Below are 22,481 nucleotides of genomic sequence, written 5' to 3'. Positions count from 1 at the left end.
CATCAACCGATGACGAACAAAGTCTGGCCGTATTCCACCGGCCCGCCATTTTCAACCAGAATTTCTTTGATCACGCCGGACTTGTCGGCTTCGATCTCGTTGAGCAGCTTCATGGCTTCGATAATGCACAAAGGCTCGCCTTCCTTGACCGTTTGGCCCACTTCCACAAAAGGAGAAGCGCCTGGGCTAGGAGCACGGTAGAAGGTGCCAACCATAGGAGCCTTGACGGCGTGGCCTTCAGGAGCGGCGGGTGCAGCGGGAGCGGCGGCAGGAGCGCCAGCGGCAGGGGCTACCACCTGGGCTACCGGAGCCTCGGGTGCATAGACCACGGGAGCAGCCGAGCTTTGCGAAAATTTAACAATGCGAACCTTGTCATCGCCTTCAGTGATTTCCAGCTCGGCAATGCCAGACTCGGCGACCAGATCGATCAGGGTTTTGAGTTTTCTAAGATCCATGCGTACTTCCCGCAACGCCGCACTAGCCACTGACTGGGTCAGGACGGCATTAAAAAATATTGGTCAAAAAAACGAAATGAACCGCTTAACTATTCAAAGCGAACCGCAGGGCGGCTTCATAACCATACGCCCCCAAACCAACAATGACACCGCTAGCGATGTCAGAGAGATAGGAGTGGTGACGGAACGGCTCACGACGGTGAACATTGGACAGATGAACTTCAATAAACGCAATACCGACACCGGCAAGTGCATCCCGTATCGCTACGCTGGTATGGGTATAGGCCCCAGCATTGATCAGGATGAAATCGACGCCCTCGGTACGGGCTTGATGAATTCGATCAACGAGCCCGCCTTCGTGATTGCTTTGAAAAAAATGACACTGCGCACCATGCTGGTCGGCCAGCACCTGTAAACCGCTATTGATATCGTCGAGAGTCTGATGTCCATAGACATCGGGTTCCCGGGTACCCAGCAGGTTGAGGTTAGGCCCGTTAAGGACCAGGACATGTTTCGCCATAGCGGATTTTTCGTCAAGACAGACCGCCTTTTTACGCTAAATAACGTCATTTGTCCATAAACCTGCTTGGCTTACAAATAGTTAGCATTGGTTCAATGCCGTTTTAAACAGAGAAGCACCAGGTCTGCAATTTGACGAAATTAAGCGAAAAAGTCGGCCAGTTAGCGTTGAGCTTTAATAACTTCGTCCAACTTTTCGGGATCTATCTGGCCCAAAATGCGTTCACTGATCCGGCCATTGCTGCCGAACACCACGGTAAAGGGCAATCCACCCTTTTTATTACCCACGCTGCGCATTTGTTTCAAACCACCCGAGCCAGCCAGCAAAATGTCGTAGCTGACCGGCACGCGCTGCAGAAACTCCGTTACGTTATCCAGCGAGTCCACCGCAATGCCCACAAAGTTCACATCCGGATAGCGTTTGTGCAGCTCCTGCAGATCCGGCATCTCCTTGACGCACGGTGCGCACCAGGTAGCCCAGAAGTTGACCACCAGTGGCTTGCCTATATAAGTAGAGAGCGCGTGATCTTCGCCCTGAAGGTCCTTGAAACTTTGCGCCAGGAAAGGGTCTGAAGGCAGCAAACTGGCCCAAGGAGCGGGATGCAAGGCTAAAAGACTTGCACACACTAGCGATTTCTGCAAAAAAAGACGCCTACGCATACCGGCTCACACCTGAAAAATGTCATCCGGGCATGATAGCACCGGCCCTCACCAAAGCTCACGCATCAGATCAAACAGTCGTCTAGAATACAGGCCGGAGGATTGTCATGCACATACATATACTAGGCATTTGCGGCACATTCATGGGTGGTCTGGCCCTGATTGCCCGTTCGGCTGGCCATACAGTCACAGGTTGCGACGCCGGGGTCTACCCCCCCATGAGCACGCAACTGGAAGAACAAGGCATCGAGCTCATCGAAGGCTTTGGCGCAGAACAGACCGAGTTGGCCCCTGATCTCTATATAGTGGGCAATGTGGTCACGCGCGGCAATCCTCTGATGGAAGCCATTCTGGATCAGGGCCTGCCCTACACCTCCGGCCCGCAGTGGCTGGGCGAGAACATCCTGCACAAGCAACACGTTCTGGCCGTGGCCGGCACGCACGGCAAAACCTCCACCAGCTCCATGCTGGGCTGGATTCTGGAACAGGCCGAGCTGTCCCCCAACTTTCTGATCGGTGGTGTGGCTCCAGGCCTGGGCGTGTCGGCCCGTTTCAATCCTGAGCAATCCTTGTTTGTGATCGAGGCCGACGAATACGACACCGCTTTTTTCGACAAACGCTCCAAATTTGTTCACTACCGCCCCCGCACAGCCATTCTGAACAATCTGGAATACGATCACGCTGATATCTTCCCTGATCTGTACGCTATCCAGACACAATTTCACCATCTGGTACGCACCATCCCCTCCACCGGGCTGATTCTGCGCCCCACCCACACCCCAAGTCTGGACGAAACCCTGGCCCGAGGTTGCTGGACGCCGGTCGAACAGTTTGGCCCCGAAGGCGACTGGGACAGTCGAGCAATCAGCCCCACCTCGTTTGAAGTGATTTTCAAAGGCCAGACTCAGGGCACCGTCCAGTGGACACTGACGGGCGAACACAATCGTCTGAACGCCCTGGCCGCTATCGCCGCTGCCTACCATGTTGGCGTCAAGCCCGCACAAGCTTGCGCTGCGCTGAGCCAGTTCGCCGGTATCAAGCGCCGCATGGAAGTACGTGGCGTGGTCAAGGACATTACCGTCTACGACGATTTTGCCCACCACCCCACTGCCATTGCCACCACCCTGGCGGGTCTGCGTGGCCAAACCGGCAAGGCCTCCCGAATTCTGGCCGTACTGGAGCCACGCTCCAACACCATGAAGCTGGGTGCCATGGCGGCTCGCCTGCCCGGTTCACTGGAAGATGCCGACCTGGTGTTTTGCTATGGCCAGACCCAGGGCAAACACGCACTGGGCTGGGACGCAGCCCAGGTACTGGCGCCATTAGGCGATCGCGCCACAGCGTGGACTGATTTGGATAAAATGGTTCAAGCCATTGTTCAGGCCAGCCAGCCCGGCGATGCCATTGTCGTCATGAGTAACGGCAGCTTTGGTGGCATTCATCAGCGTCTGCTGGATCAACTGTCACGCTGACCCTCTTATCTATATAGCAGGTGCCCCCATGATCCTCTATCTACACGGCTTTCGTTCCTCGCCTTCGTCCTATAAAGCGCAGCGCCTGAAACAAGCCCTGCAAGACAGGGGCTTGCTGCACCTGTGGCGCTGCCCGCAGTTGCCCGCCAGCCCGGCCCAGGCCATTGCCATGTGCAAGCGTATTGTGGACACACAAATGCAGGCGGGCATGGACGCCGATCAATTATGTGTAATCGGCTCCTCGCTGGGCGGTTACTATGCCAGCCACCTGGCACAGCACTATCACAGCCGCGCCGTGCTGCTTAACCCGGTGGTCTACGCAGGACGGGATCTGGCAACCCAAGTGGGCGAACACGTCTGCTATCACTCGCCCGATCCCTTCCATTTCCTGCCCGACCATGTAGATGAGCTTAACGACATTCACGTACCGCGCCCCAGCGATCCCCAGCGCTTTTACTTGCTGGCCGCCAAAGGAGATGAAGTCCTGAGCTGGCGCGAAATGGCGGACTGGTACAAAGGCAGCCAAGGACACATTCTGGAGGGCGGAGATCACGGCCTGACCGACTTTGATCCTTGGATCGACGAAATTTTGCGCTTTGCCCTGCCACAACCTTAACTATCTTTACCGGATGGCCAGTCCCATCCAGATGGAAAATCATGTACGTCCTTTTTGAAGACAGCGGTAATTTCAAAGCAGAAAAAATCTTTTCTGACAGCGATACCACCATGCAGGTGGAATCCGCGTCTGGCAAACGCAGCAAAATCAAGAAAAACAGCGTTCTATTTACCTTCGAGCAGCCCGGCCCGGCAGAACTGCTGGAAAAAGCCCAGGCACTGGCCGAATCCCTGGATATCAACTTTTTGTGGGAATGCGCCCCTCAGGACGAATTTGAGGCCTCCACGCTGGCACAGGAATATTTTGGCCACGCACCCAACGCTATCGAAAAGACCGGCACCCTCTTTGCCTTGCATAGTGCGCCCGCCTACTTCCACCGTCGTGGCAAGGGACTGTATCGCCCCGCCCCTCCGGAAATTTTGCAAGCTGCCCTGGCTGCCATTGAGAAAAAGCGCCTGCAGCAAGAGCAAATCCAGACCTGGGCCGAACAGATGATCAAGGGCGAACTGCCGCCTGAAATCGCTCAGAAGGCAAGCACCTTCCTGACTCAGCCAGACAAGAACACACTGGAATGGAAAGCCTTTGACCAGGCCCAGAAAGAATTGGGTGTCAGCACGGAAAAGCTGCTGCTATCGCTGGGTGCCTGGTCCAATCCGCTGACCTTGCATCAACATCGCTTTCTGGCCGCGCATTTCCCCAAAGGCACGGGCTTTCCCCATATTTCCCTACAAGACTGGGGACAGGATCTGCCCGAGGCCAATGTCACCGCTTATTCAGTGGACGACGCCAATACGATTGAAATTGACGATGCCCTGTCCGTCCAGCATCCAGAACCGGGGCGCCTGCGTGTCGGGGTTCACATCGCTGTGCCTTCACTGGCCATGACACGCGGCAACGAGATCGACCAAATTGCCCGCAATCGCATGGCTACGGTGTACACGCCAGGCCATAAGATTCCCATGCTGCCGCCCGAACTGATCGCGCGTTTCTCGCTGGATCAAGGCCAAACTCGCCCTACCCTTTCGCTGTATGTAGATGCGGATATCAGCACCGGCGAAATCCTGTCACATCAAACCCGTCTGGAACGCATTACTGTGGCGGGCAACTTGCGTCAGCATGAACTGGACCCACTGATCAGCGAAGCAGCCCTGGCCGACGAAAACGCCGAGCTGCCTTACGAACAATGGCTGCGCCCCCTGTGGAACTTCTCACGCCAATTATCGGCTCAGCGTGAAGCGGTAAGGGGCAAGCCAGAAAACAATAACCGGGTCGAGTACAGCTTCGAGCTGGATGGCCCGCACGACGATCCCAACTCCATCATTCGCCTGGTGCCTCGTGTGCGCAATGCGCCGCTAAGCCTGTTGATTGCTGAATACATGATTCTGGCCAATCAGTTGTGGGGCGGCTTGCTGGCCGAGCACAATGTACCTGGCATCTATCGCTCCCAGCAGTTCATGCGTACCCGCATGTCCACCACGCCCGGCCCGCACGAATCCATTGGTGTGCCGCAATACATCTGGTCCACCTCGCCCCTGCGCCGTTATGTGGACCTGATCAACCAGGGCCAGATTCTGGCGGCTGCCGAGCACGGGATCTCTGCACGTCTGGCGGCCCCCTTTCAGCCCAAAGATGCGGATTTGTACGCCATCATTGGGGCCTTTGAATCGCAATACACCCAGTGGTCGGACTACCAGTCCTCTCTGGAGCGCTTCTGGTGCCTGCGCTGGCTGCAACAAAACGACATCAAACAGGTCCAGGCCAGCTTCATCAAGGAAGATCTGGTGCGCCTGACCAATGCGCCACTCGTGCTTCACGTACCTGGCCTGCCCACGCTGGAACGTGGCCAGGAAGTCACGCTGGATCTGTTGTCTTTCGACGAACTGGCTTTGACGGTAGAAGCCCGCTTGCGCTCGGTCGCCACGGCGGACTGACGACCATGGTCAAACCCGACCGCCGCCACGCGCCCAAAGATTATCTATGGCTGGCGGTCGCCCTTTCAGCACTGATTCACCTTTTGCTGATCTTCTGGCCCAGCCGCCCTCCCTCACCAGCGCCGGCCAATCATCTGGATGTAGCACTGGTCAATTTCAGTACCGATTCGGTGCCCTTAAGCCCGCAACTCTTGGCGCAACTGAATCTGGATGGAGGTGGAGAGCATCAGCAAGGACAGGCCAGCAACCCTTTGCCACTGACGGATCCTAATCTACCCAATCAGTTGGTGCTGGAAGCCTTGCGTGCCCGCCAGCAAAGCCTGGAAGCTGAACAGCAGCGCCTGCTCGGTGAGCTGGAAAGCCGGGACAAAGCCCCGCCTTCCACACCCAACCCTGAATATATTGGAGCTTCCATTGAGCCCGGCCCGGACGACCATGATCTGGACCCGCACATTCAAAATAGCCAGCTAGCTATTTTGCGCGAGCAAATCCGTGAACAGCAACGCCAACCACGCTATCACTATGTAGGCCCCAGCGCCAAAGCCAGCGAGCAGGCCCAGTATCTAGACCAGTGGCGTCAAAAAATTGAGCAAACCGGCACGCGTCACTACCCGAAACAGGATGGCAAACAGCTATACGGTCAGTTGCAAATGACGGTTTACATCCGACGCGATGGCAGCTTGCTGCGCGCCCAGATTACTGAACCCTCGGACCAGGCCGCCCTGAATCTGGCTGCACGACGTATTGTTGAGCTGGCCGCCCCCTTCGCCCCCCTACCTGAGCACGTGGCCCCCGGCGCGGATGTACTCGTCATTACCCGCAGTTGGAGCTTTACGCATGACAAACTCAGTATGCAAGGCGGGGGTACGCAGTAAGAGCGTATTGTCCACAGCAAGCCCAAGCAAGAGCAGCCCCTAGGGTAAAATACCTGCTTTCAGCCTGAGTGCTGAGTCCTCACAACAAGACACGCATCGCCTAACCATGCCCGACACGACCCCCGCCAAGCGCTACGGCGTTATTGGCCACCCTATCGAGCACAGCCGCTCCCCACACATTCATACGCAGTTTGCCAGCCAATTCAACCTGGCCCTGAGCTACGAGCGTATCCTGGCGCCGCTGGATGGCTTTGCCGCCACCGTGGAGGAGTTTTTCAAGAACGGCAGCGGCCTGAACGTCACTCTGCCTTTCAAAGAGCAGGCTTATGATCTGGTCGGCCCACGTCTGAGTCGTCGGGCCCGCATGGCCGGAGCCGTCAATACCTTGTGGCTGGAAGACGGCCAACTACATGGATGCAATACCGATGGCGTGGGCCTGTGCTCGGACCTGCTGCGTATCGGCCACAAGCCGGAAGGCAAACGTATCTTGCTGATCGGTGCAGGGGGTGCTTCACGTGGGGTGGTGTTCCCTTTGCTGGAGGCCGGTTGCGAGATGCTGCACATCATCAATCGCACCAGTGCCAAAGCCTACGACATTCGTGAACAGGTCGTCGCGCTAGACCCAGATGCCTCCCGCCGCCTGAGCGCAGGCGGTCTGGATGACCATTGTGGCGACTGGGATATTGTGATCAATGCCACCTCGGCCAGCCTGAACCAAAATCTGCCCGAACTGCCCAACGCGCGTTACCGCAGCAATTCCCTGGCCTACGATATGTTCTACGCCAGTGAGCCCACCGCTTTCATGCGCGCCGCCGAGCAAGCCGGTGCCACACAGAGCATAGATGGCCTGGGCATGCTGGTCGGCCAAGCGGCCGCCAGCTTTCAAATCTGGCACGGTGTGAAGGCCGATGTCGAACCTGTACTGGCCAAGCTGCGCCAGGAAATCGGGCAAGTCTGACGTGCGTCGCCTACTGGTCCACCCCTGGAAACTGGCGGGCCTAGCCGCCTTGGCTGTGGCTGCCGGTGTCCTGATCTATCAGATCGCCCTGTTTGTAATGGTGCTCTGGTACAGCGTGATGCCACCACGCATGACAACCTTCATGGCGGCAGAACAGGGCCAGTTACGCAGCGCCAATGCAGACGCCGAACTGCACTACCAGTGGGTCCCCTACGACAGGATCAGCGTCAACTTGAAACGTGCCGTGATTGCCTCCGAAGACTCAAACTTCCTGAACCACTCCGGTGTCGAATGGGATGCCATTCGTCAAGCATGGGAATACAACCGCCGCCAGTCAGAAAAAGGCTCTGCCCGCCGTCGCGGCGGCTCTACCATTTCCCAACAATTGGCCAAGAATCTGTTTCTGTCAGAGTCCCGAAGCTATTTGCGCAAAGGTCAGGAACTGATTTTGACCTATATGATTGAAACCGTCATGAGCAAGGAGCGTATCCTGGAGCTGTACCTGAACGTGGCTCAATGGGGAGAAGGTGTATTTGGTGCCCAGGCGGCAGCACGCCACTACTTCAAAGTCGATGCGGCCAAACTCAGTGCCATGCAATCGGCCCGTCTGGCAAGCATGTTGCCCAATCCGGCCTACTATGACAAAAACCGTAACAGCTCCTACTTACAATCGCGCACACGCACCATCAGTCAACGTATGCGACAAGTCGCTATTCCCTGACTGCAATCTGCATTTTTGTTAAGCTAGCCACGTCTTTCCTGGGCCCTATTTTCATGCGCACCGCTCGCCGCTATCTCGCTTCCGAAATCTATCGCTCCAGCGCTGTGGTGCTGATTGCCTTGCTTGGCCTGTTCAGCTTTTTTGCCCTGATCGAAGAGCTGGACAACGTAGGCTCCAAATTCACCCTGATGAATCTTTTTTACATCCAGGCCCTGGAGCTACCCACCCGTTTGTACGATCTGCTCCCCATCGGCCTGCTGATTGGTGCCACCCTGGCCCTGGCCAGCCTGGCACAACGCAATGAGCTCGTGATTTTGCGCGCCTCAGGCGTCAGCGGCCTGCATATGATGCTGATGCTCTGGACCATTACCTTGCCCTTGGTGGCCGGTGCTTTTGTCCTGTCCGAGTACGTCACCCCTATGGCCGAGATCAAATCCAGCGAGCAAGGCATGGCCTTACTGGGCCGCTCTGGTGGCGGGCGCCTGGACAGCGGCTACTGGTTCAAGGAAAGCAACGATAGTGGTGGGGTGCGCATCATCAATATTGCCAATCTGCAAGGCGATGGCAAAGTCAGCGATGTCAGCGTGTTTGACTTCTCGGACGGACAACGCCTGAGCTCAATGACACAAGCGCCAACGGGTCAATTCCACAAAAACCAGCTGGACTTGCAGGACGTGACCGAAACCTACGTCAGCGAACAATCCCACGAGGCCTTGGCCCAAGACAAGGCGCCGGACCAGCCTCTGGTTCGCATAGAAAAACGTCCAGACCTGTCACTGACCACCACACTGACACCTGATCGTCTGATTGCCCGAGTGGTCACACCCGAACGCATGTCCATTCTGGATTTGAAGGATTACATTGGCTATCTGGATGCGAACAAGCTGCAAACCAAACGCCAGGTTGTCGCCTTGTGGCGCAAAGTTGCCTACCCCTTCACCTTGCTGGTCATGATTACCATTGCCGCACCTATCGGCTTTATGCAGACCCGCCACGGCGGTGTAGGAACAAAAGTCTTTACAGGCATCTTGCTGGGCGTAGGCTTTTTCATGATCAACCAGTTGGCCTTGAACGTAGCCATGCTCAGTAACCTGGCGCCGTGGGTCACCGCACTGGTTCCAAACCTGATTGCCATGGCCATGGCCTTGAGTGCCCTTATCATGATGGAAAACCGGCACAATCGGCGTCGCCGAAACTCCAGTACGACTAACTAAATCATGTCCTTAGCTACTTCCCCTGCCATCTGGGCGATTGGTGATATTCAAGGCTGCTGCCGCCCCCTGGACAGCTTGCTCAGCCACCCTGATGTCGCAGCCGATAACCAGGCCAAGTTCTGGTTCGCAGGCGACCTGGTCAACCGTGGCCCGGACTCGCTCGGTGCGCTGCGCCTGATTCGCTCCCTGGGGGATCGCGCCGTCTGCGTGCTGGGTAACCACGACATCCACTGTCTGGCCGTAGCGGCCGGAGTGCGCAAATCCGGTAAACAAGACACCTTGCAGCCATTGCTGGCTGCCCCTGACGCAGCAGAACTGCTGGACTGGTTACGACACCAGCCGCTCGCCCACTACGAACATGGTCATTTGATGGTGCATGCTGGCGTGCATCCCGACTGGAGCCCACTACAAACGCTGGAATACGCCCACGAGCTGGAGGCACTGCTGCGTGCGGATGACTGGCAAGACAAAATTATCGAATTGTTCGGCAACAACCCGGATCGTTGGGATGCCGGACTGCAAGGCTATGACCGCCTGCGTGCCCTTGTCAGCACCCTAACGCGCATGCGTATGTGTGATGTGAATGGTCGCATGGACTTCAAGCACAAAGGGGCACCGGATGCCGAATCGGGTTTGTTGGCGTGGTTTGAATTGCCAAATCGCGCCTGTGCCCAGGTGCCTATTATTTTTGGTCATTGGTCTACGCTGGGCTTGCTGAACACGCCTACGGTGATCAGTCTGGATACCGGCTGCGTCTGGGGTCGTCAGCTTAGCGCTGTGCGTCTGCAAGACCGACACCTGGTTCAGATTCACTGCCCGGAAAGCAAAAAACCGGGCTGAGCCTCTCAGGCCTCGACGGTGACAGCTTCGGGACAAACGACGGCGCGAATCTGTTCACGGGCATTTTGTGCCGTTTGTGAGCGCCCCCACTCCGTACAGGACTGGGCTGGGATCAGGTCAAGAAAATGGCAATGCACCGACACCTTGCGGGCGCTTAGCAACACCCAGATGTTAGCTACCAGGGATTGCTCCCCCACAAAGGCAAAACGCTCACTGCGTTGCCCAGCTTGCTCAAACAACAAAGCCATCGGTTGAATATCGACATTCAAGGCAATGGCAGCCTCAAACAAACTGGCGTGGAAAGGCCGGACATCCATTCCTGTGGAGGTAGTGCCTTCAGGAAAAAGCCCTACAGCATCGCCACGCTCAAAGCAGCTTGCCATTTGCTGGCTGACAACCTGAATGGCACGACGCTGGCCACGCTCGATAAACACGGTCCCTGCACCGGCAACCAGCCAGCCGATGACAGGCCAGCGTCGAATATCGCTTTTGGCAATAAAAGACGTGCAGCGCACACTATTGATGACGAAGATATCCAGCCAGGACACATGGTTGGATACGTACAGTACAGCGCGATCCTGAACCGCCTGACCATGTGCAATAACACGCACCCCGCAGATACACATCAAAAGGCGCGACATGCGCAGCACCATGACGCGACGTCCACCTGGACGCAATACCGGAAAAAGCAGACCGACGCTTAACAAGCCGACCACGACCCACACAATCAGAACGACAGCGCGCCAACTAAAACGAAATAAACTAATCAAAAGGCTGCAACCTTATAGAGGGCTCAGGCCGATGGCAGGCTGTCCAGATATCGCTGCAGGATCACGCAAGCTGCCATGGCATCATCATCGTCATTATTGCCCAGCAATTCTTGAGCCTCCATGCTGGAGCCCCGCTCATCGACCAGGTCTACTACAACACCGTAGCGACCGTGCAGTTGGTTGGCAAAACGCCGACACCGCAGCGAAGCATACTGCTCGCCGCCATCCAGGGTCAAAGGCAAACCTACCACGACGCGATCGGGCTGCCACTCCTTGAGCAAAGCCTCGATAGCCGCAAAGCGCTGTTCCCGTGTAACGGGCCGCAAAATCGTATAAGGACGGGCCTGGCGCGTCAAGGTATTGCCCAGCGCCACGCCAATTTTTTTCAAGCCATAGTCAAAGGCCAGCAAGGTTTGCGCCGAGCTGACCATTGACGGTGTTTCATGTTCAGGCATGGCCCGCAGCACCTGTCAGGGTAAAAGGACTGATTCCCAGCAAAGCCAGGGCGCGATCGTAGCGCTCCCCAACCGGAGTAGAAAACAAGATTTCATGGGTAGCCTTGATGCTCAGCCAGGCATTGTCGGCCATCTCGCTTTCCAGCTGACCGGCGCCCCAACCGGCATAGCCCAGCGTGACCAGCATATGCACCGGTCCCTGGCCTTGAGCCACATCCTGCAGCACATCGCGGGAGGTTGTCAGGGTCAGATCACCCACCCCCAGGCTGGAGGTATAGGTTTTGTCGGAGTCATGGAGAACAAAGCCGCGATCCGTTTGCACGGGCCCACCGAAGTAGACCGAAGTCCCGGCCAGATCAGCCCGGTTTTCCACGTCCACTTCAATGCGCGACAACAATTCAACCAGGCTAAGATCCGTTGGTCGATTAATGACCAGGCCCAAAGCACCTTGTTCATTATGTTCACAGACATAAATCACCGTGTCGGCCAAGCTGCCCGATACCACACCGGGCATGGCAAGTAACAGGTGGTGCGTTAGGTCAGCGCTTTCTTGGATTAGCGGGGACTGGCTAGTGGCACTCATACACACCTCCCGTCAAAACAAACCACCTTGGAACTTGAGATGATCACACTTGGATCATTTCGAAGTCTTCCTTACGAGCGCCGCATTCGGGACAGACCCAGTTCGGAGGGACATCTTCCCAGAGTGTGCCCGGTGCAATGCCTTCCTCAGGCAAACCAGCTTCTTCATCATAAATCCAGCCGCAAATCAGGCACATCCACGTACGCATAGTATTCCTACTGTATTTGTAAACATAGTCCGATCCGCGTGCAAATCGGGGCAATCCATTAAAATGGGGTTCATATTACTAAATTACTCAACCTGTGACATCCAGAGCCTTGCTGGCCCTGCAGGTGTATCCAAGACAAGATGGCTGCTGAAATCAAAAATTCAAGTCCTGCCCTGGCGCTCGTGCTGGCTCCTTATGACCCAAGCGGTGGCGCCCACCTGCCTGCCGATGCCATTAATGGCGCCCATCTGGGCTGCCATATCGTCAGCGTACCCACTGCCTTGCTGGTACGCGACAGTGCCCAGCAAGAAAACATCCAAACTCTGGCCGAAGACATTGCCGACGATCAGGCACGCTGCTTGCTGGAAGACATGAACATTCAGGCCATCAAGTGTGGCCCCGTCTACAGCCCGGAAATCGCCAGCATGGTGGCCGAGCTTTGTTCCGACTATCCCGAGCTGCCTTTGGTGCTGCATCTGAGCGCCATGCCCACCGGACTGGACGAGCAGGATGCGGACGACGCTCTTGATGCCAGTTTACGCCTGCTCCTGCCTCTGAGCTCCTTATTATTGATCGACCACCCAAGCCTGGAGCGCTGGCAAGCCGACGAGCTACTGGGCGATACCCCGGACGCTGTAGAAACCCTGCTGAACAACGGTGCCAATGCTGTGCTGGTGACAGGCGTGCCAGGGGCTGCCGGGCAATGGCACACACGGTTCCAGGGACATCATGGCCGTCTGGACTACAGCATGCCGCTTGATGGCGGCCTGCGTCAGCAAGACATAGACAGTTTGCTGGCTACCGCCTGCCTGAGCTTTCTGGCTCAAGGTCACGAGCTGGATAACGCGGTAGAATCAGCCTTGCTGCATCTACAGGCACGCGCCACCGACACCTTCCAGCCCGGTATGGGCCACCGCCTGTTCAACCCTGTTACCCCCCAAAATGACTAACGCCGCCACCCTGCGCTTTCCTGCCGGTCTCTACGGCATTACTCCCGAATGGGACGACACTGCCCGCTTGCTGAACGCCGTACGTGCTGCTCACGAAGGGGGTTTGCAGGTGCTGCAATTTCGTCGCAAGAATGGCCCGGAACCAATCCGTCAACAACAGCTCAAAGAGTTGATCAAGTTATGCCTGTCTTTGGATCTGCCGCTATTGGTGAACGATCACTGGAGCTGGGCGCAAGAGTTTGACGTGCAAGGCGCACACCTGGGCAAAAGCGATGGCGAGCTGACCCAGGCCCGTCAGGCACTGGGGCCGCAAGCCCTGCTGGGACGCTCCTGCTACAACAGTCTGGATCTGGCTCGCCAGGCCTTGGCGGACGATGCAGACTACATTGCCTTTGGGGCCATGTACCCGTCCAGCGTCAAACCCGAAGCACCACCGGCTGAACTGAACACCTTGCGACAAGCTCGACTGCTTTGCCAAGAACAAGAACACGAGGGACGGCGTGCTGCCATTGTTGCGATTGGCGGCATCACACCCGAGAAAATGCCCGAACTGCTGCAAGCAGGGGTCGATAGCGTTGCCGTTATCAGCAGCCTGTTTGAGACCAGCGATATACGCGCCACGGCGCAACGCTTTACCGACTACTTTCACGCCCAGGACTGATCGCCTTTCGTGCGCTGATTTATCTAGCCTGGCCTTGACCTTTTCACATCTGGATTTTTGCCTCATGTCCCGTAACTCCGAACTTTTTGAACGTGCCTGCAAAGTCATCCCCGGCGGCGTCAACTCGCCCGTCCGTGCCTTCGGTTCCGTGGGCGGTACACCTTGCTTTGTCGAGCGCGCCCAAGGCCCTTACATCTGGGATGCAGACGGCCAGCAATACACAGACTACGTCGGTTCCTGGGGCCCGGCCATTTTGGGCCACTCCGATCCGGACGTCATCAAGGCCGTACAAGAAGCAGCCGTTCATGGCCTGTCCTACGGCGCGCCTACCGAAGGCGAAGTCGTTCTGGCTGAAACCCTGACCCAAATGCTGCCATCCATCGAGCAAGTGCGTTTGGTCAGCTCCGGCACCGAAGCCACCATGAGCGCCATCCGCCTGGCACGTGGCTTTACCGGCCGCAATACCATCATCAAATTTGAAGGCTGCTACCACGGCCATGCTGACAGTCTGCTGGTCAAAGCCGGTTCCGGCCTGCTGACCTTTGGCAATCCCACCTCCGCAGGTGTACCGGCCGAATTCGTAGCCCACACCCTGGTACTGGACTACAACAATCTGGATGCCGTACGCGACGCCTTCAAACAAAAGGGCGACGAAATCGCCTGCATTATCGTTGAGCCCTTTGCCGGCAATATGAACCTGGTTCGCCCAGCCCCCGGTTTCCTGGAAGGTTTACGCGAGCTGTGTACCGAATACGGCGCCGTGCTGATTTTTGACGAAGTCATGACCGGCTTCCGTGTTGGCCCCCAAGGCGTGCAAGGCCTGACCGGCATTCGCCCCGACCTGACCACATTGGCCAAGGTGATTGGTGGCGGCATGCCCGTCGGTGCGTTCGGTGGCCGCCGCGATATCATGCAATGCGTGGCTCCTGTCGGTGGCGTTTACCAGGCAGGCACACTGTCAGGTAACCCTGTCGCTGTGGCTGCGGGTCTGGCCACCTTGAAGAAACTGGCTCAACCCGGCTTCTACGACACCCTGACCGCCAACACCGCCAACTTGATTCAGGGCCTGAAAGCCGCAGCGCAAGAAGCCGGTGTCCCCTTCACCGCCGACCACCAGGGCGGCCTGTTCGGTATCTACTTCAGCGAGAACGTCCCCACTTCCCTGGCCGAAGTCTCCGCAGGCGACATCGAACGCTTCAAGCAGTTCTTCCACGCCATGCTGGATAAGGGTGTGTACTTTGCACCGTCAGCCTTTGAAGCCGGTTTTGTGTCGGTGCAGCACACCTCCGACATTACCGACACAACCGTGCAAGCGGCCCGCGAGGTTTTTGCCAACTTTAAAAACTAAACGCGCCGGACACAAAAAAGCGGGCCTAAGCCCGCTTTTTTATTGTCTGATGAGTCAGTCCTGTGCCATCTGACGCAACACAAAGCGCTGCAGCTTGCCAGTTTCGGTACGTGGCAAAGACGCCACGAACTCGATGGCACGCGGGTATTTGTAAGGCGCCGCATTCTCCTTCACAAAATCCTGCAGCTTTTTCTTGAGCTCGTCGCTACCGGTAAAGCCGGGTTTAAGCACAATAAAAGCCTGCACAATCTGGCCCCGCTCTTCATCGGCGGCGCCCACCACGCCACACTCGGCAACAGCCTCGTGCTTGAGCAAGGTGCCTTCCACCTCTGGGCCGGCAATGTTGTAGCCCGAGGAAACAATCATGTCGTCGTTACGGGCCTGGTAATACAGGTAGCCGTCCTCGTCCATCTTGAAGGTGTCGCCAGGGAAGTTCCAGCCACCCTGAACAAATTGCTTCTGGCGTTCGTCGTTCAAGTACTTGCAGCCCGTTGGGCCTTTCACTGCCAAACGACCCACCGTACCAACGGGCACCGGATTCAGATCATCGTCCAAAATCGTGGCGACATAACCGGGTACCACTTGGCCAATCGCACCGGCACGTACTTTTTCTGGTGGGCTGGATACATACACGTGAATCATTTCCGTGCCACCAATGCCGTCCGTCATCTCGATGCCGCTGGCCTGCTTCCAAAGCTGACGTGTGGCGTCCGGCAAGGCCTCACCTGCCGACACAGTGGCACGCAAGCTGGCCAAGGAGTACCGATCCACCAAACCGGCCATCTGACGATAGAAGGTGGGCGCAGTAAAGCTCATGGTCACCTTGAAGCGATCAATCATGCCCAGCAGATCCGAAGGCGTCAGACGCTCCAGCAATACCGTGGATGCCCCCGCACGCAACGGGAAGCACAGCAAACCACCCAAGCCAAAGGTAAAGGCCAAAGGAGGGGTACCGCAAACCACATCATCAGGCGTTAACCGCAACACATGACGCGAGAAGGTATCGCACATGGCCAGTACATCGCGGTGAAAATGCATACAACCTTTAGGCTGTCCGGTCGTGCCACTGGTGAAGGCGATCAGGCAAACATCATCGGCCGCCGTATCGCAGGCCGTGAAGTCCTCGGGTTTGCCAGCCAGCAGGGCTTCCAAACCCTGAGCGCTTTCATCGTTAAAGCACAGCAGTTGCTTGAGAGCCGGCGTATAAGAGTCATGCGCGCAATCCATGCAGTGTTCCAATTCTTCACGCAGGCGCTCGTCACATAAGGCAGCATGGATTTCGGCCTTGTCCAGAATCGTCTTTAGCTCCACGGCACGCAACAAAGGCATGGTGGGAACAGTCACCAAACCGGCCTTGATGCTGGCCAACCAGCAAGCGGCCATCATGGGGTTATTGGGGCCTCGTAGTAAAACCCGGTTCCCGGGCACCAACTTCATGTCCTCAACCAGAACATGAGCGATACGGTTGGTCAGCACATCCAGCTGCTTGTAGGTCAGGCTGCGATTCTCATCGCCCTGTGCCCACTGTAAAGCCACGCGATCACCATGCCCCGCTGCTACCTGCTCACCCAACAGCGCCACGGCGCAATTGAGACGAGCGGGATAATCCACATCCGGATTTCCTTCCAGCAACATCTCTGGCCACCACTCGATGGGTGGCAGATTGTCGCGTGCAAAGGTATCAAGGTGCGCTGAACGTTCCATCCTTATCTCCTGCGTAGATTACGCCCCACTCAGGCGTAGACCCTGTGCCATCCAAGGCGCCAGCCAAATTGGCAAGGTCTATATTGTTTAGTTCTAAAGGATATTAGCAAAAAAAACGCCTCAATATCCGCAAACCCAACTACGGGTTATCCGCAGTAGCGCGTCATTACTCGTCGTTTTCAGATGGCACCCCAGACTAGCTTGAAAATCCGTAAAGCCTTGCCCGCACATCGTAAAATTTAATAAAAAATTTCAAGATATAAGAAATAAATCAATCCGTAGCCTGATAATTTTTCAATTAAGAAAAATCACCCCAAGCATTATTCCCAAAACCCAAAAAAACATCGTAAATAGCAGAAAAATGATTAAGCAAACGGACGATACAGAAGCAAATGCCTTATACTTCAACTAAATAATCACTTGCAGTCAGACAGCTTAGCGCATCGAACCAAAGTAAAAGCACGGTCTACAGCGTAATCAAAGCTACGGTTACAAAAGTAAATAGCAGACAAGAGTTTGCATTTTTTTACTCAATGCTTTGTCACCCTTGCCAGTGCTTTCTATCAAGTTGATTAATTTAAGCTTAAAAACGAATTTACTTTGATCTGTCGCAATGTCAAACTTCGAACCAGCCCCTAAGATACCTTCCAAGCTAACCCAGCTTGCTCATGGCTGCGGTCTGCGTCCTTCAAAGCTAAATATTTTGGACATGCACCATTAAGGCAAGCTATCTATGATCATGAACGATATCCCCGCTTCCGCCGTCGCCGATGCCGCTCCCGACTTGGAAAGCCGTGCCCACAGCGACGACCACTTCGACACCCGACTGTGGTTGCGCTTGATGGCTTGCACCAATCTGGTTGAGGGCGAAATTCGCAGCCGTCTGCGTACCGAACACACCACCACCCTGCCCCGTTTTGACTTGATGGCGCAATTGCAACGTCAGCCCGCCGGCATGAAAATGAGCGAGCTGTCCCGCCACCTGATGGTCACCAACGGCAATATCACCGGCATTACGGACCAGTTGGAAAAAGAAGGCCTGGTCGAGCGCATCAAGGTGCTCACCGATCGTCGCAGCTCCCTGATCCGCCTGACACCCAAGGGCAAGCGCCAGTTCAAGAAAATGGCTGCCTCCCACGAACAGTGGTTGCAGGAGATGTTTGCCAACCTGTCGGAAAAGGCACGGGTCAACCTGTTTGAAGCCCTGGGCGAACTCAAACTGATCACTCGCAACAACGTCGCCATGGCGGCTCGCGAAAGCTAACAACGCCGCGCGACCAAAGCTATGCTCAGGCGGCTCAAAGCAAGTATCATGATTGCTTTGAGCCGCCTTTAACATTGTTTTTCGGATCGCGTCATGGCCGTCAATCTGTTCATCCCCTCTGAATCTGATATTCACCCCGTTGCCGGTGTCAAAATCGGTATTGCCGAAGCCGGTATTCGCAAGGCCAACCGACGCGACCTGACCGTGTTTGAATTGGCCCCGGGCACCAGCGTGGCCGGTGTGTTCACCACCAACCGTTTCCGCGCCGCGCCGGTGCAAGTGTGCGAAGCGCACCTGGCTACTCACGATGGCATCCGCGCCCTGGTTATCAATACCGGCAATGCCAACGCCGGCACAGGTCAACTTGGCCTGGAAAAAGCCCAGCAAACGTGTACAGCAACCGCAGGCCTGCTAAACATCCTGCCCCAGCAAGTGCTGCCTTTCTCTACCGGCGTGATTCTGGAACCCCTGCCTATGGATCGCCTGTTGGGCGCTCTGCCCGCAGCGGTCAGCGATCTGTCCGACAACAACTGGTTCAATGCTGCTCACAGCATCATGACCACCGACACGCAACCCAAAATCGTGTCTCGTCAAATCCAGCTATCGGGTAAAACGGTGACCTTGACCGGTATCAGCAAAGGCGCGGGCATGATTCGCCCCAATATGGCCACCATGCTGGGTTACCTGGCTACTGACGCCGGTATCGCTCCCGAACTGCTGCGTGATATGTGCCGTCTGGCGGCGGATCGCTCCTTCAACCGCATTACGGTTGATGGCGACACCTCCACCAATGACTCTTTCATCATCATGGCAACCGGCCAAAGCGGTGTCACGGTGGAATCGATTGCAGACCCGAACTACAACACCTTGCTGGACGCCCTGGTCGACGCCTCTCGCGAACTGGCCCAGAAAATCGTGCGGGACGCTGAAGGTGCCACCAAGTTCATGACCATTCAGGTTGATGACGCCGGTTCCAGCGAAGAAGCCCTGAAAGTGGCTTACGCGATCGCCCATTCGCCGTTGGTCAAGACCGCATTCTTTGCCTCCGACCCGAACCTGGGCCGTATTCTGTGCGCCATCGGCTACGCAGGCATTAGCGATCTGGACGTCAACAAGCTGCGTCTATGGCTGGGTGATGTGCTGGTCGCCGTGAACGGCGGTCGCAATCCGGACTACCAGGAAGAGGACGGCCAGCGCGTCATGCAGGAAGCCGAGATTCTGGTGCGTGTGTCCCTGGGTCGTGGTCAACACAGCGAAACGGTCTACACCTGCGACTTCTCGCACGAGTACGTCACCATCAACGCTGACTACCGCTCGTAATAAAAAAACCGCCTCCACCCAATGGGTGGAGACGGTTTTGCAGTTCAGACAGGCCCGCCTCTTTGCGGGCCTGTTCTATTTCTTGCCCATGCCCTTGACCAGCGAGAGCACCGCAAGAATCAAGAACACAACAAATAGTATTTTGGCAATGGACGCGGCACCAGCGGCAATACCGCCAAAGCCCAACACAGCGGCCACAATAGCAACAATAAAAAAGATGACGGCGTAGTAAAGCATACGATTCTCCTCATTATCAGTATGTACAGGATCATGGCTTTGTCTGGCGGGCCGTTTTTTACGGCTCAAGAAACAAGCATCAGACAAAAAACTGCTCCCGCCTCACTAACGGTCATACTTGTCGTAGAAATCCTTTACTTCGCGCTCTGCCTCTTCGCGGGTACGACCATAGCGCTCTTGCACCAAACCAGCCAACTGAGTGGCATCGCCCTTGATTTTGGCCCAATCATCATCGGTGATCTCACCCCAGACGCTGCGAGCCTTACCCGCCAATTGTTTCCATTTGCCTTCGATCGTGTCCTTATTCATACGTTTCCCCTAGTCAGGTTCGAAAAATAAATGACTTACGCTTCTGTGAACGCAACACCTCTACCGTAACGGAAGGACGGCAAAACAAAGGCCACAGATTGAGGGGAAATGTAACAAGTTAGCGCTTCTGCCCTGATCGGGGGAATCTCCCGCTCTGACCTGCCTTACACAGTCTGCGTCCTTGCCCAACCCTCTACAGCCTAGGGGAGACGAAAGGATTGGATGCAAAATACTGACAGGAGAAGGCCCAAGCCATTGACAGCAAAGCCTTTTTACTCTATTATTTTTTGCTTGGCATTTTGCGTGTCAAGATTTTTTTATGTTAGATGGCATTACAGCGGGCTGTTATTTGTTATTGGCCTTTTAAGCGATGCCTGTTTGACTCTTTAAGGGATTCCCTATGTACGCGGTTATAAAAACCGGCGGTAAGCAATATCGCATTACTGCTGGCCAAAAACTCAAAATAGAACAGATACCGGCAGACATTGGGCAAGAAATTTCGCTTGACCAGGTTCTGTCCGTCGGCGAAGGTGAAGCACTGCAAATCGGTGCTCCTTTCGTTGCTGGTGCTGTGGTCAAGGCTACCGTTCTTGCGCAAGGCCGTCACGACAAAATCAAGATTTTCAAAATGCGCCGTCGCAAGCACTACCGCAAAACGCAAGGCCATCGTCAAAACTACACCGAAATCCGCATCGAAGCGATCAACGCCTAAGTTGTTGCTAAAAGCGAATTTGGTATTTTCTTCATCTAGGAGCTAAAGAAATGGCACAGAAGAAAGGCGGCGGCTCTACGCGGAACGGCCGTGACTCACAGGCCAAACGTCTGGGCGTTAAAGTCTACGGCGGTCAGGTAATTTCGGCTGGCGGCATCATTGTTCGTCAGCGCGGCACTCAGTTTCACCCCGGCGTGAACGTGGGTATTGGTAAAGACCACACCCTGTTCTCCCTGGTCGATGGCAAAGTCAAATTTTCCGTCACTGGTGCTCTGAACAAGCGTACCGTTTCGGTCGTTGCTGGCGAATAAGCCACCCGATCCAAGCGTACTCGCTGCGAAAAAGCCCTGCCGCCCTAGGCAGGGCTTTTTTTATGCATGGCCCCTGTGCCATCCTGAAAACCCGCCCACCCGGCTTAGCCAGTCTCCCTACGGCCACAGCAAGAGATTAAAAATCGGCCACTATCACGGCACATACCGGCAGCTAAGCCAATCTCCTATACACTAAGCAATTGGGGTTTTTGTTTAAAATGGTCTGCTCCCAGACCAGCAGCAAATACTGTTCTGCGGCCCCTGGACCTATACAGCACTCATCACCATGAAATTCGTAGACGAAGCGACCATTGAAGTGGTCGCAGGCAAAGGTGGAAACGGCGCTGCCAGTTTCCGCCGAGAAAAATTTATTGAAAAAGGTGGCCCCAATGGCGGCGACGGCGGACGCGGTGGCAGCATTTATGCCCAGGCCGACCGTAACGTCAACACCTTGATCGACTACCGCTACGCCCGCCTGCACCGCGCTCGCAACGGCGAAAATGGCCGTGGGTCTGACCAGTACGGCGCGGGTGGTGAGGACATCACCCTGCGTGTGCCGGTAGGCACCATGATTTTTGACGCGGAAACCGGCGAGCAGCTGTTTGACATGAAGCGCCATGGCGAGAAAATCACCCTGGCCCAAGGCGGCGCCGGTGGTTTGGGTAACCTGCACTTCAAATCCAGTGTGAACCGTGCTCCACGTCAATTTACTTATGGCAAGGAAGGCGAGCATCGCAAGCTGCGCCTGGAACTGAAGGTACTGGCCGATGTCGGTCTGCTGGGCATGCCCAATGCCGGTAAATCCACGCTGATCACCCGCATTTCCAACGCCAAGCCTCGCATTGCGGACTATCCCTTTACCACCTTGCATCCTAACCTGGGTGTGGTGCGTTCGTCCGAAGCACACAGCTTTGTGGTTGCCGATATTCCTGGCCTGATCGAAGGTGCCTCTGAAGGTGCTGGCCTGGGCCACTTGTTTTTGCGTCACCTGACTCGCACCCGTATTTTGCTGCATCTTCTGGACGTATCCAGCCTGGATCCGGACGAGGATATTGTGGCCAAAGTAGCTGCGGAAGCCCGTGCCATTGTTGAAGAACTGCGTCTGTACAGCGAGGAGTTGTACGCCAAGCCACGCTGGCTGGTGCTGAACAAGCTGGACATGGTGTCTGATCCTGAAGACCTGAAAGCCCGCCTGCTCAAAGAGCTGAAATGGGAAGGCCCGGTATTCGGCATCTCCGCTCTAACCGGTGTGGGCACGCAAGATCTGGTGTATCAGCTGCAATCCTGGTTGGACGAAGAAAGCCGCAAAGAGCATATCGAGCAAGATATTGCCGACGGCACCCATATTTACGACGAGAGGTTTGCCCCAGACTGATCGTGCTACATAG

26 protein-coding genes are annotated in these 22,481 nt (G+C 55.9%); 16 read left to right on the top strand and 10 right to left on the bottom strand.

Features of this window, described 5'->3' with window-relative positions; all coding sequences use genetic code 11:
• Positions 1 to 2: 2 nt before the first annotated feature.
• From accB to CA948_RS16280, 3 genes are all read right to left on the bottom strand, one after another.
• A complete protein-coding gene (gene accB, locus CA948_RS16290) occupies positions 3 to 455 on the bottom strand; it encodes an acetyl-CoA carboxylase biotin carboxyl carrier protein (RefSeq protein WP_094197734.1) in 453 nt (150 codons plus the stop codon).
• An 85-nt stretch (positions 456 to 540) separates the two neighbouring features.
• Entirely contained in the window at positions 541 to 975 is a 435-nt protein-coding gene (gene aroQ, locus CA948_RS16285) for a type II 3-dehydroquinate dehydratase (RefSeq protein ID WP_094197735.1), read from the bottom strand.
• 161 nt (positions 976 to 1,136) lie between these two features.
• On the bottom strand, positions 1,137 to 1,634 hold the full coding sequence (locus CA948_RS16280; RefSeq protein WP_094197736.1) for a TlpA family protein disulfide reductase: 498 nt from the start codon (positions 1,632 to 1,634) through the stop codon (positions 1,137 to 1,139).
• Between the two features lie 107 nt (positions 1,635 to 1,741).
• Here CA948_RS16280 and mpl point away from each other — a divergent pair, with 107 nt between their 5' ends.
• The 8 genes from mpl (at position 1,742) to CA948_RS16240 (ending at position 10,261) form a co-directional block, all read left to right on the top strand.
• Positions 1,742 to 3,106 carry a UDP-N-acetylmuramate:L-alanyl-gamma-D-glutamyl-meso-diaminopimelate ligase gene (mpl, locus tag CA948_RS16275; protein ID WP_094197737.1) on the top strand — a complete coding sequence of 455 codons (1,365 nt, stop codon included), beginning with the start codon at positions 1,742 to 1,744 and terminating at the stop codon, positions 3,104 to 3,106.
• 28 nt (positions 3,107 to 3,134) lie between these two features.
• Entirely contained in the window at positions 3,135 to 3,722 is a 588-nt protein-coding gene (locus CA948_RS16270; protein WP_094197738.1) for a YqiA/YcfP family alpha/beta fold hydrolase, read from the top strand.
• Positions 3,723 to 3,763: 41 nt separating this feature from the next.
• The gene (locus CA948_RS16265; protein WP_108728546.1) at positions 3,764 to 5,653 is read left to right on the top strand and encodes a ribonuclease catalytic domain-containing protein; all 1,890 of its coding nucleotides are present in this window, start codon (positions 3,764 to 3,766) and stop codon (positions 5,651 to 5,653) included.
• Between the two features lie 5 nt (positions 5,654 to 5,658).
• Positions 5,659 to 6,528 (top strand): energy transducer TonB, encoded by an 870-nt coding sequence (locus CA948_RS16260; protein ID WP_108728545.1) that lies wholly within the window; start codon positions 5,659 to 5,661, stop codon positions 6,526 to 6,528.
• Between the two features lie 106 nt (positions 6,529 to 6,634).
• Positions 6,635 to 7,486, top strand: a complete 852-nt coding sequence (aroE, locus tag CA948_RS16255) for a shikimate dehydrogenase (RefSeq protein ID WP_094197741.1) — start codon at positions 6,635 to 6,637, stop codon at positions 7,484 to 7,486.
• On the top strand, positions 7,437 to 8,207 hold the full coding sequence (gene mtgA, locus CA948_RS16250) for a monofunctional biosynthetic peptidoglycan transglycosylase (RefSeq protein WP_321268741.1): 771 nt from the start codon (positions 7,437 to 7,439) through the stop codon (positions 8,205 to 8,207). The genes aroE and mtgA overlap by 50 nt, the downstream gene beginning before the upstream one ends.
• A 53-nt stretch (positions 8,208 to 8,260) precedes the next feature.
• Positions 8,261 to 9,421 (top strand): LPS export ABC transporter permease LptG, encoded by a 1,161-nt coding sequence (lptG, locus tag CA948_RS16245; RefSeq protein WP_094197743.1) that lies wholly within the window; start codon positions 8,261 to 8,263, stop codon positions 9,419 to 9,421.
• 3 nt (positions 9,422 to 9,424) lie between these two features.
• A complete protein-coding gene (locus CA948_RS16240; protein ID WP_108728543.1) occupies positions 9,425 to 10,261 on the top strand; it encodes a symmetrical bis(5'-nucleosyl)-tetraphosphatase in 837 nt (278 codons plus the stop codon).
• Positions 10,262 to 10,266: 5 nt separating this feature from the next.
• On the opposite strand, the gene CA948_RS16235 is transcribed toward CA948_RS16240, so the two are convergent.
• The 4 genes from CA948_RS16235 to CA948_RS16220 form a co-directional block, all read right to left on the bottom strand.
• Positions 10,267 to 11,031 carry a lysophospholipid acyltransferase family protein gene (locus CA948_RS16235; protein WP_094197745.1) on the bottom strand — a complete coding sequence of 255 codons (765 nt, stop codon included), beginning with the start codon at positions 11,029 to 11,031 and terminating at the stop codon, positions 10,267 to 10,269.
• 23 nt (positions 11,032 to 11,054) lie between these two features.
• Entirely contained in the window at positions 11,055 to 11,462 is a 408-nt protein-coding gene (ruvX, locus tag CA948_RS16230) for a Holliday junction resolvase RuvX (RefSeq protein ID WP_094197746.1), read from the bottom strand.
• A gap of 16 nt (positions 11,463 to 11,478) precedes the next feature.
• On the bottom strand, positions 11,479 to 12,000 hold the full coding sequence (locus tag CA948_RS16225) for a YqgE/AlgH family protein (protein WP_376914154.1): 522 nt from the start codon (positions 11,998 to 12,000) through the stop codon (positions 11,479 to 11,481).
• Positions 12,001 to 12,112: 112 nt separating this feature from the next.
• Entirely contained in the window at positions 12,113 to 12,277 is a 165-nt protein-coding gene (locus CA948_RS16220; protein WP_009460582.1) for a rubredoxin, read from the bottom strand.
• A gap of 140 nt (positions 12,278 to 12,417) precedes the next feature.
• Here CA948_RS16220 and thiD point away from each other — a divergent pair, with 140 nt between their 5' ends.
• The 3 genes from thiD (at position 12,418) to hemL (ending at position 15,236) form a co-directional block, all read left to right on the top strand.
• Complete coding sequence (gene thiD / locus CA948_RS16215) at positions 12,418 to 13,227, top strand: bifunctional hydroxymethylpyrimidine kinase/phosphomethylpyrimidine kinase (RefSeq protein WP_108728542.1); 810 nt, start codon at positions 12,418 to 12,420, stop codon at positions 13,225 to 13,227.
• Positions 13,220 to 13,888 (top strand): thiamine phosphate synthase, encoded by a 669-nt coding sequence (gene thiE, locus CA948_RS16210; RefSeq protein WP_094197749.1) that lies wholly within the window; start codon positions 13,220 to 13,222, stop codon positions 13,886 to 13,888. Before thiD ends, thiE begins: the two co-directional genes overlap by 8 nt.
• A 64-nt stretch (positions 13,889 to 13,952) precedes the next feature.
• Positions 13,953 to 15,236 carry a glutamate-1-semialdehyde 2,1-aminomutase gene (gene hemL / locus CA948_RS16205; RefSeq protein WP_108728541.1) on the top strand — a complete coding sequence of 428 codons (1,284 nt, stop codon included), beginning with the start codon at positions 13,953 to 13,955 and terminating at the stop codon, positions 15,234 to 15,236.
• Between the two features lie 54 nt (positions 15,237 to 15,290).
• Here the strand turns inward: hemL and CA948_RS16200 are convergent, their stop codons facing one another.
• Positions 15,291 to 16,940 carry an AMP-binding protein gene (locus tag CA948_RS16200; RefSeq protein WP_108728540.1) on the bottom strand — a complete coding sequence of 550 codons (1,650 nt, stop codon included), beginning with the start codon at positions 16,938 to 16,940 and terminating at the stop codon, positions 15,291 to 15,293.
• A gap of 733 nt (positions 16,941 to 17,673) precedes the next feature.
• Between CA948_RS16200 and CA948_RS16195 the strand changes: the two genes are divergently transcribed.
• Together CA948_RS16195 and argJ are read left to right on the top strand one after the other, a co-directional pair.
• A complete protein-coding gene (locus tag CA948_RS16195) occupies positions 17,674 to 18,204 on the top strand; it encodes a MarR family winged helix-turn-helix transcriptional regulator (protein WP_009460574.1) in 531 nt (176 codons plus the stop codon).
• 93 nt (positions 18,205 to 18,297) lie between these two features.
• On the top strand, positions 18,298 to 19,524 hold the full coding sequence (gene argJ / locus CA948_RS16190; protein ID WP_108728539.1) for a bifunctional glutamate N-acetyltransferase/amino-acid acetyltransferase ArgJ: 1,227 nt from the start codon (positions 18,298 to 18,300) through the stop codon (positions 19,522 to 19,524).
• Positions 19,525 to 19,599: 75 nt separating this feature from the next.
• Here argJ and CA948_RS16185 read toward each other — a convergent pair whose 3' ends face one another.
• Together CA948_RS16185 and CA948_RS16180 are read right to left on the bottom strand one after the other, a co-directional pair.
• The gene (locus tag CA948_RS16185) at positions 19,600 to 19,761 is read right to left on the bottom strand and encodes a DUF1328 domain-containing protein (protein WP_009460570.1); all 162 of its coding nucleotides are present in this window, start codon (positions 19,759 to 19,761) and stop codon (positions 19,600 to 19,602) included.
• A 105-nt stretch (positions 19,762 to 19,866) separates the two neighbouring features.
• The gene (locus tag CA948_RS16180; RefSeq protein WP_094197753.1) at positions 19,867 to 20,070 is read right to left on the bottom strand and encodes a CsbD family protein; all 204 of its coding nucleotides are present in this window, start codon (positions 20,068 to 20,070) and stop codon (positions 19,867 to 19,869) included.
• Positions 20,071 to 20,470: 400 nt separating this feature from the next.
• On the opposite strand from CA948_RS16180, the gene rplU reads away from it, so the two are divergent.
• From rplU to obgE, 3 genes are all read left to right on the top strand, one after another.
• Positions 20,471 to 20,782 (top strand): 50S ribosomal protein L21, encoded by a 312-nt coding sequence (gene rplU, locus CA948_RS16175; RefSeq protein ID WP_003801901.1) that lies wholly within the window; start codon positions 20,471 to 20,473, stop codon positions 20,780 to 20,782.
• A gap of 50 nt (positions 20,783 to 20,832) precedes the next feature.
• Positions 20,833 to 21,093, top strand: coding sequence for a 50S ribosomal protein L27 (rpmA, locus tag CA948_RS16170; RefSeq protein ID WP_094197754.1), 261 nt, complete (start codon positions 20,833 to 20,835; stop codon positions 21,091 to 21,093).
• 286 nt (positions 21,094 to 21,379) lie between these two features.
• Entirely contained in the window at positions 21,380 to 22,468 is a 1,089-nt protein-coding gene (gene obgE / locus CA948_RS16165; protein WP_094197755.1) for a GTPase ObgE, read from the top strand.
• Positions 22,469 to 22,481: the final 13 nt, after the last annotated feature.

It is taken from the genome of Alcaligenes aquatilis, from assembly GCF_003076515.1.
GTDB lineage: Bacteria > Pseudomonadota > Gammaproteobacteria > Burkholderiales > Burkholderiaceae_B > Alcaligenes > Alcaligenes aquatilis.
This window is presented reverse-complemented; position numbering and strand designations above follow the sequence as displayed.

What these genes read in the sequence shown, in the direction of transcription:
- accB (WP_094197734.1), bottom strand. Translation starts at nt 455, where the DNA reads ATGGATCTTAGAAAACTCAAAACCCTGATCGATCTGGTCGCCGAGTCT.
- aroQ (WP_094197735.1), bottom strand. Translation starts at nt 975, where the DNA reads ATGGCGAAACATGTCCTGGTCCTTAACGGGCCTAACCTCAACCTGCTG.
- CA948_RS16280 (WP_094197736.1), bottom strand. Translation starts at nt 1,634, where the DNA reads ATGCGTAGGCGTCTTTTTTTGCAGAAATCGCTAGTGTGTGCAAGTCTT.
- mpl (WP_094197737.1), top strand. Translation starts at nt 1,742, where the DNA reads ATGCACATACATATACTAGGCATTTGCGGCACATTCATGGGTGGTCTG.
- CA948_RS16270 (WP_094197738.1), top strand. Translation starts at nt 3,135, where the DNA reads ATGATCCTCTATCTACACGGCTTTCGTTCCTCGCCTTCGTCCTATAAA.
- CA948_RS16265 (WP_108728546.1), top strand. Translation starts at nt 3,764, where the DNA reads ATGTACGTCCTTTTTGAAGACAGCGGTAATTTCAAAGCAGAAAAAATC.
- CA948_RS16260 (WP_108728545.1), top strand. Translation starts at nt 5,659, where the DNA reads ATGGTCAAACCCGACCGCCGCCACGCGCCCAAAGATTATCTATGGCTG.
- aroE (WP_094197741.1), top strand. Translation starts at nt 6,635, where the DNA reads ATGCCCGACACGACCCCCGCCAAGCGCTACGGCGTTATTGGCCACCCT.
- mtgA (WP_321268741.1), top strand. Translation starts at nt 7,437, where the DNA reads ATGTCGAACCTGTACTGGCCAAGCTGCGCCAGGAAATCGGGCAAGTCT.
- lptG (WP_094197743.1), top strand. Translation starts at nt 8,261, where the DNA reads ATGCGCACCGCTCGCCGCTATCTCGCTTCCGAAATCTATCGCTCCAGC.
- CA948_RS16240 (WP_108728543.1), top strand. Translation starts at nt 9,425, where the DNA reads ATGTCCTTAGCTACTTCCCCTGCCATCTGGGCGATTGGTGATATTCAA.
- ruvX (WP_094197746.1), bottom strand. Translation starts at nt 11,462, where the DNA reads ATGGTCAGCTCGGCGCAAACCTTGCTGGCCTTTGACTATGGCTTGAAA.
- CA948_RS16225 (WP_376914154.1), bottom strand. Translation starts at nt 12,000, where the DNA reads ATGCCCGGTGTGGTATCGGGCAGCTTGGCCGACACGGTGATTTATGTC.
- CA948_RS16220 (WP_009460582.1), bottom strand. Translation starts at nt 12,277, where the DNA reads ATGCGTACGTGGATGTGCCTGATTTGCGGCTGGATTTATGATGAAGAA.
- thiD (WP_108728542.1), top strand. Translation starts at nt 12,418, where the DNA reads ATGGCTGCTGAAATCAAAAATTCAAGTCCTGCCCTGGCGCTCGTGCTG.
- thiE (WP_094197749.1), top strand. Translation starts at nt 13,220, where the DNA reads ATGACTAACGCCGCCACCCTGCGCTTTCCTGCCGGTCTCTACGGCATT.
- hemL (WP_108728541.1), top strand. Translation starts at nt 13,953, where the DNA reads ATGTCCCGTAACTCCGAACTTTTTGAACGTGCCTGCAAAGTCATCCCC.
- CA948_RS16200 (WP_108728540.1), bottom strand. Translation starts at nt 16,940, where the DNA reads ATGGAACGTTCAGCGCACCTTGATACCTTTGCACGCGACAATCTGCCA.
- CA948_RS16195 (WP_009460574.1), top strand. Translation starts at nt 17,674, where the DNA reads ATGATCATGAACGATATCCCCGCTTCCGCCGTCGCCGATGCCGCTCCC.
- argJ (WP_108728539.1), top strand. Translation starts at nt 18,298, where the DNA reads ATGGCCGTCAATCTGTTCATCCCCTCTGAATCTGATATTCACCCCGTT.
- CA948_RS16185 (WP_009460570.1), bottom strand. Translation starts at nt 19,761, where the DNA reads ATGCTTTACTACGCCGTCATCTTTTTTATTGTTGCTATTGTGGCCGCT.
- CA948_RS16180 (WP_094197753.1), bottom strand. Translation starts at nt 20,070, where the DNA reads ATGAATAAGGACACGATCGAAGGCAAATGGAAACAATTGGCGGGTAAG.
- rplU (WP_003801901.1), top strand. Translation starts at nt 20,471, where the DNA reads ATGTACGCGGTTATAAAAACCGGCGGTAAGCAATATCGCATTACTGCT.
- rpmA (WP_094197754.1), top strand. Translation starts at nt 20,833, where the DNA reads ATGGCACAGAAGAAAGGCGGCGGCTCTACGCGGAACGGCCGTGACTCA.
- obgE (WP_094197755.1), top strand. Translation starts at nt 21,380, where the DNA reads ATGAAATTCGTAGACGAAGCGACCATTGAAGTGGTCGCAGGCAAAGGT.